The organism is Azohydromonas lata NBRC 102462 (genome assembly GCF_001571085.1).
Classification (GTDB): domain Bacteria; phylum Pseudomonadota; class Gammaproteobacteria; order Burkholderiales; family Burkholderiaceae_C; genus Azohydromonas; species Azohydromonas lata.
On sequence record NZ_BCTC01000185.1, the window covers coordinates 1 to 6,580 of the forward strand.

The window sequence follows — 6,580 nt, forward strand, 5'->3', positions numbered from 1 at the left end:
CAGCATCTGCATCGCACCGTCGCCCACCAGCGCCACCACCGGGCGATCCGGGTAGGCGAACTTGGCGGCGGTGGCATAGGGCACGGCCGGGCACATCGTGGCCAGGCCGCCGGAGAGCGAGCCCATCATCCCGCGCCGGGCCTGGAGGTCGCGTGCGTACCAGGCGGCACAGGTGCCGGAGTCGCAGGTGAGGATGGCGTTGGCGGGCAGCCGCGGCGACAGCTCCCAGAACACGCGCTGCGGGTTGATGGGTTTAGCTTCGTTCATGGCGCGCTGCTCCAGCACCTGCCACCACTGGCGCACGCCGGCCTCGATCTTGTCGCGCCACGCCCGGCCGGTCTTGGGCTTCAGCAGCGGCAGCAGCGCCTGCAGCGTGAGCCGGCTGTCGCCGACGAGGTTGACCTCCATCGGGTAGCGCAGCGAGAGCTTGCGGCCGTCGCTGTCTATCTGCACGCCGCGCGCCTGGCCCTCCTTGGGCAGGAATTCCGAGTACGGGAAGCTGGAGCCCACCATCAGCAGCGTGTCGCAGCCGTTCATCATGTCCCAGCTCGGCACGGTGCCCAGCAGGCCGATGGCGCCGGTGACGTAGGGCAGGTCGTCGGGCACGGCCATCTTGCCCAGCAGCGCCTTGGCAATGCCCGCGCCCAGCGTGTCGGCCACGGCGATGAGCTCGTCGGTGGCGTGCAGCGCACCGGCGCCGGCAAGGAGGGCCACGCGCTCTCCGGCGTTGAGCACGTCGGCCGCGGCCTGCAGGTCGGCCTGCGCCGGCAGCACGCGCTTGGCCGTGAGGCCAATGCCGGAGTGGATGGTGCCGTGCTCGCGCGGCGGGTCAGGCTCGGCTTTGAGCTCTTGCAGGTCGTTGGGCAGGATGACGCAGGTGACGGTGCGCTGGTCACGCGCGATACGCATGGCACGGTCCACCAGATGGCGGATTTGTGCCGGAACGGTGGCCATGTGCACATACTCGTGGGCCACGTCCTTGAACAGGCTGAGCAAGTCCACTTCCTGCTGGTAGTCGCCGCCCAGCGCCGCGCGCGCCTGCTGCCCAACGATGGCCACCACGGGCTGGTGGTCCGCCTTGGCGTCGTACAGGCCGTTGAGCAGGTGGATGGCGCCCGGTCCGGAGGTGGCCATGCACACGCCCACCTCACCCGTGAACTTGGCATGCGCGGTGGCCATGAAGGCAGCAAGCTCCTCGTGCCGGGCCTGGATGAAGTCGATGCGGTCGCTGCACCGATCCAGCGCACCCATCAACCCGTTGATGCCGTCGCCGGGGTAGCCGAAGATGCGGCGCACGCCCCATTCGTGCAGACGCTGCAGAACTTGGTCACTGACGGTCATGGTCATCGCACGGGCCCTTGGGTTGGTCAAGTGGACCCGCGCAGCCTGCAAGCGGTTGCAGAAAGCGAAGGCCTTGCACCGGCATCGCGGCAAACACGATGCCGGTCCGCTTAACCCAGGCTGAAAGGCTGCCGTGCCTCCTGCATGCAGCTCGGTGGACCGAGCACCGGGAGGTTCAGACGCATGAAGAGGGCCGCGTGCCCGGCAGGCACGCGGCGGCTTCGCCCCAGCCTCAGGCGATCACGAGATCGCTGTGTTGCGTCGCCGAGCTGCCGGCCAGCGCCTGCACCACCAGCTCGCTGAAGTCGGAAAGCTTGTCCACGCTCCAGATGCTGGCCATGTCGTAGCCGGCGATCTTGTCGTAGCTCACCTTCTCCATCGCGACCAGGTCGTCGATGTTCACGCTGGCGATCTGCTGGCCGCTGGTCGAGACCAGGGTCAGGTCCTGCACGTTCACCGAGGCCTCGTCGGCGATGGTGATGCGGCCGTAGCAGACGTCGTCCTGCACGAAGGCGATCACCAGGTCGTCGCCGTTCATCGCCGTGACGATGTTGGCCGTGGACAGCGTGAAGTCCTCGTCCCACAGCCGGCTGGCGTGCACCTCGATGTGGTCGTTGCCGCCGGCGATTTCGTCAATGGTGTCGCGGCCGTCGCCCACGTAGAACACGTAGGTGTCGGTGCCGGCGCCGCCGCGCAGGTCGTCGTCGCCCATGCCGCTGTAGAGCGTGTCGTTGCCGGCGCCGGCGGTGAGGTCGTTGTTGCCCGAGTAGGTGTAGGTGAGATAGCCCATCACCGCCGACAGGCCGATGGTGAAGCCGGTGCTGTCGCTGGCGTTGCTCATCACGTCGCCGAGGTCGCCGGCGGCCGTGCCTATCCAGTCGAATGCGTCGGCGAGCCAGCCGTCATCGGTCCAGCCCTCGACGGTGGTGTCCAGCGAATTCATCGTGCTGCCGAGCCACGACAGGCTGCTGGCCATGGCGCTGTCCACGCCGCCGCTGACGTCGAAATCCAGGTCCAGCCCGGTGACCGAATCCAGGCTGGCCAGGCCCTTGTCGAGCAGGCCGTCCACGCCGTGGCCGACGTCGGAGACGATGCCGGCCACGTCCTGAGCGGCGTCCACCACCTGGTCCGTGACCTTGTCGAAGGTCTTGGCGATGTCGCCCAGCAGCGAGTCCGACAGGACCGAGCGGACGCCGTCCAGCGCGTCGGCCAGGCCGTCCACGGCGCTGCCGATGCCGCCGGCGTTGACGTCGAGCAGGTGGTCGATCAAGCCCCAGCCGAAGCCCATCATCACGTCGTCGCCGTTGCCGCCGCCGACGTAGCTGCCCGCGGAAGAGGCGAACACCACGTCGTTGCCGTCGCCGGCGTCGATGATGTTGCCGATCGCGTACAGGCTGGAGAAGTCGCCGTTGTAGGCCGCGCGCGCCTGCTTGGCGATGGAGAACAGGCTCATGCCGCCGCTGATGCCATCGCCCAGCGTGGCGAAGTCGTTCTCGGCGAAGCTCTCCAGCGAGTTGAAGATGGTGGCCGGCGCCAGCGAGATGATCGTGTCGTGGCCGGCGCCGGTGACGACGATGTTGGTGCTGTCGGAGACGGACACCACCGTGTCGTCGCCCGCGCCGGTGACGGCCACGGTCTGCACGCCCTTGAGCACCGCGGTGTCGTTGCCCTCGCCCGTGATCACCACGTTGAAGCCGGTGTCGATGTTGAAGCCGGACTTGCTGGTGCTGGTCGTGTCGTCGTCCGTGACGGTGGTGGTCTTGGACTCGGTCTTGAAGCTGCTGCTGCTGCCCCACACCACCACGGTGTCGTCGCCGCCGGCCGACAGCAGCACGTTGTGCTGGCCGTAGATCACGGCAATGTCGTCGCCGCCGCCGGTGTAGGCGGCGTTGACGGAGGTGTCGTAGCTGGTCTTGGTGGTGGTGGTGCCGGCGCCCTCCTCCTCGACGGTGCTGCTGCTGGAGGTGCTGGAGCCGAAGTTGACCAGCGTGACGATGTCCCGGCCGTCCCCGGTCACGGCCAGGTTCTCGGCGCCCACCTGCGTCACGATGTTGTGGCCGTCGCCGGCGTACACGGCGTTGTAGTTGAGGTCCGCGCTCTTGGTGCTGCCGGTCTCGGTCTGGGTGGTGGTGGAGCCGCTGAGCGAGACGCTGGTGATCACGTCGTCGCCGTCGCCGGCCGTCACGGCGTTGCCCTTGCCCAGCAGCGTGACGACGTTGTCGCCCGCGCCCGCGGCCACCTCGCTGTACTTGCCGATGGCGGTCACGACGTCGCTGCCCGCACCGGCGACCACGACGTTGTGCGTGCCGATGGTGGTGATGGTGTCGTCGCCGGCGCCGCCGATGATGCCGTTCTTGCTGCCCAGTGCCGTGATCACGTTGCCGCCGCTGCCGCCGATGACGGCGTTGTTGCTGCCCACCACGATGGCGATGTCGCTGCCGTCCTGCCCGGCGGCGGCACCGTCCAGCCCCAGGGCCCCCACGTAGTCGGTGGCCACGATGCCGGCGGTCACGGCGTCCACCACGCCCACCAGCGAGGCGCCGGTCTCCACGGCGCTGCCCAGCACCACCGCGTTGTTGGAGCCGATGGCGGTGACCACGTCGGCATCGGCGCCGGCCCACACCACGTTGGTGCTGCCGACGGCGGTGACGATGTCTTCGCCGCCGGAGGTGTAGACGATGTTGTTGGAGCCGATGGCGGTGACGAGGTCGCTGCCCGGGTCGTTGGCGACGTTGGCGGCCAGGAATTTCTCGAAGGCGGCCGAGCCGGCGGTGTTGGCGGCATCGTCGATCAGGCCGGCGATCTCCGCGATGTCCTGGCCGATGCCGCTGAGCACCAGGTTGTTCTGGCCGATGGCGGTGACGACGTTGTCACCCGCGGTGTTCACGACCAGGTTGTTCTGGCCCAGGGCGGTGACGACGTTGTCGCCGCCGTTGGTCAGCGTGACGTTGTTCTGGCCGGCCACCGTGATCACGTCGTCGCCCGCGCCGGTGTAGACGACGTTGAGCGCGCCGACGGCCACGACCGTGTCGTCGCCGTGGCCCGTCTTGATGTAGTCGGTGACGGCCTTGCCCACGGCCTGGTCCACGGCCTTGGCGGCGCTGTCGCCAATCACGCCGGACAGTTCCTTCGACAGGGCCGAGGCCCCCACGTCCCCCAGGTCCTGCAGCAGGCCGCCGAGCTCGGTGGCGACGACATTGGAGCCGCCCAGCGCGACGATGGTGTTGTCGCCCTCGGTGCTCAGCACCACGTTGGTGCCGCCCGCGGCCACCAGGGTGCTGTCGCCGCCGTTGACCAACATCGCGTTGCCCATGCCCACGCCGGCCAGCACGTTGCCGCCCTGGGTGGTGGCGAGCACGTTGTACAGGCCCACTGCCGCGACGACGTTGTCCTGGCCGTTGACGGCCACCACGTTGGCCGCGCCAGCGGCGATGGCCAGGCTGTTGTCGCCGTTGGCGACCACGAGGTTCGCACCGCCGCCGGCCAGCAGCAGGTCCTTGCCGTCGGCGGTGTAGACGCCGTTGGCGCCGCCCAGCGCCAGCACGTTGTCCTGGCCCTTGCCGGCCACGATCACGTTGGCGCCGCCGTAGGCGTCGACATCGTCGTTGCCGCTGCCGGTGGTCACGGCATTGGCGCCGCCGTAGGCCGCCACGGTGTTGTTGCCGTCGCCGGCCAGCACCACGTTGACGCCGCCGCCGACGGTGATCCTGTCGTTGCCGCTGCCGGTGGTGACGCCGTTGCCGCCGCCCCAGGCGGTGACGGTGTTGGCGCCCCCGCCGGCGTCGATGACGTTGGCCGCGCCCGCGGCGGTGACGACGTCGTTGCCGCTGCCGGCGCTGATGACGTTGGCGCCGCCGTTGGTGGTGACGGTGTTGTTGCCTTCGCCGGCCTTGAGGGTGTTGCTCGCGGCGTTGGCGGTGATGGTGTCGTTGCCCGCGCCCGCGTCGAGCACGTTGCTGGCGCCGTTGAGCGTGACGGTGTCGTCGCCGTCGCCGCTGGCGATGACGTTGCTCGCGCCGTTGGCGGTCACGGCGTCGTTGCCGCCGTAGGTGTGGACGACGTTGGAGGCGCCTGCGACCGTGACCTGGTCCTTGCCCGCGCCGCCGGTGACCTCGTTGCCGCCGCCCTCGGCGGTGACGGTGTTGTCGCCGTCGCCGGCCGTGAGCTTGTTGTAGCCGCCGTAGGCGTTGAAGCTGTCGTTGCCGGCGCCGGCGCTGATCTGGTTGTAGCCGCCGCGGGCGGTGACGCTGTTGCTGCCTTCGCCGGCCTTGATGACGTTGCTGGCGGCGTTGGCGGTGATGGTGTCGTTGCCCGCACCGGCGTCCAGCGTGTTGCTGGCGGCGTTGAGCACGGCGGTGTCGTCGCCGTCACCGGTCTCGATGGTGTTGCTCGCGCCGTTGGCGGTGACGCTGTCGTTGCCGGCGTAGGTGTAGACGAAGTTGGCCGCGCCGGCCACCGTCACCGTGTCCTTGCCCGCGCCGCCCCAGACCTTGTTGGCGCCGCCCTCGGCCACCACGGTGTTGTCGCCGTTGCCGGCCGTGATCTCGTTGTAGCCGCCATAGCCCTTGAGCGTGTCGTTGCCTGCGCTGGCGCTGATCTTGTTGTAGCCGCCGGCGGCGGACACGGTGTTGCTGCCGTCGCCGACCTTGACCGTGTTGTAGCCGCCGTCGGCGCTGACGCTGTCGCTGTCGTCGCTGACCAGCACCGTGGTCGTCACGGGCAGCGTGATGGTGGACTTGAAGAGGCCGAGGTTGACCGTCTTGGTGACGAAGGTCGTGACGGTCTCGTAGGCGGCACTGCCGCTGGTGTCGATGACGTTCCAGGCGCCGGTGGCGGTGACGGTGTCGTTGCCGCTGCCGGTGGTGAGGGTGTTCTTGCCGCCCACGGCCGACACCGTGTCGTTGCCGTCGCCGCTGTCCACGGTGTTCGAGGCCGCCAGCACGGTGATCCTGTCGTTGCCGGCGTAGGTGGTGACGGTGTTGCTGGCGCCGTCCACGCTGAACGTGTCCTGGCCCGCGCCGCCGGTGACCTTGTTGGCGCCGCCCACGGCCGTGACGGTGTTGTTCCCGTCGCCCGCGGTGATGGCGTTGCCGCCCGCGTAGGCCTTGATGGTGTCGTTGCCGCTGCCGGCCGCGATGGTGTTGGACGCGCCCCAGGCCTCGACGCTGTTGTTGCCGTTGCCCGCGGCGATGGTGTTCTTGCCGCCCACGGCCGAGATGGTGTCGTCGCCGTCGCCGGT

At 69.2% G+C, this 6,580-nt stretch carries 2 protein-coding genes; both read right to left on the bottom strand.

What is annotated here, in order from left to right:
* Positions 1–1,347: thiamine pyrophosphate-requiring protein (locus ALA01S_RS29920; protein WP_066343215.1), on the bottom strand; the 1,347-nt coding region annotated here is incomplete at its 3' end.
* Positions 1,348–1,573: 226 nt separating this feature from the next.
* A partial coding sequence (locus tag ALA01S_RS34205) for a beta strand repeat-containing protein (protein ID WP_066343219.1) occupies positions 1,574–6,580 on the bottom strand: 5,007 nt, incomplete at its 5' end.